Below are 688 nucleotides of genomic sequence, written 5' to 3' on the forward strand. Positions count from 1 at the left end.
GATCATTTCCGGTAGCGGCGGCCTGTCCGTGAACGGCCCGGGTAGAACGACGCTCACTGCGGCCGAAACGTTTACCGGCGGCACCACGATCGGCAGCGGCACGCTCGCGATCGGCGCGGGCGGCAGTCTTGCCGCGTCGAGCCCCGTCAACCTGACCGGCGCCGGTGCGCAGTTCAATATCAGCGGGGCGACCACGCCGCAGTCGATCGGCACGCTGTCGGGTGTCGCCGGTTCGACGATCGATCTCGGTGCGAACCACCTGACGCTCGCGGGCAGCGGCAGCGGCGTCTTCGCGGGCAACATCGGCGGGGCGGGCGGGCTGACGCTCGCCGGCACCGGCTCGCAGGCGCTGACCGGCAACAACACGTATGCGGGCGGCACCGCGCTGACGGGCGGCAGCCTGGTCGTCGGCAGCGGCGCGGCGCTCGGCCTCGGCGCACTCGACGTCAACGGCTCGGCGTCGCTCGGCGCGAGCGTGCCGGGCGTGACGCTCGGCAATGCGGTCAATCTTGGCGCCGGCGTCACGCTGGGGTTGAACGGCGCGAACGATCTCGGCCTGAGCGGCACGATCGCCGGCAACGGCGGGCTCGCGCAAACCGGCAGCGGCACGACGACGCTGCTCGGGGCGAACACGTTCTCGGGCGGCACCACGCTGAGCGGCGGCGGACTGATCGCCGGCAACGGCGCG

At 72.8% G+C, this 688-nt stretch carries 1 protein-coding gene; it reads left to right on the plus strand.

What is annotated here, in order from left to right:
• Positions 1–688: autotransporter-associated beta strand repeat-containing protein (locus JMF90_RS39360; protein WP_201326578.1), on the plus strand; the 688-nt coding region annotated here is incomplete at both ends.

The sequence above is a fragment of the Burkholderia sp. E168m23 genome (assembly GCF_016586125.1).
GTDB lineage: Bacteria > Pseudomonadota > Gammaproteobacteria > Burkholderiales > Burkholderiaceae > Burkholderia > Burkholderia orbicola.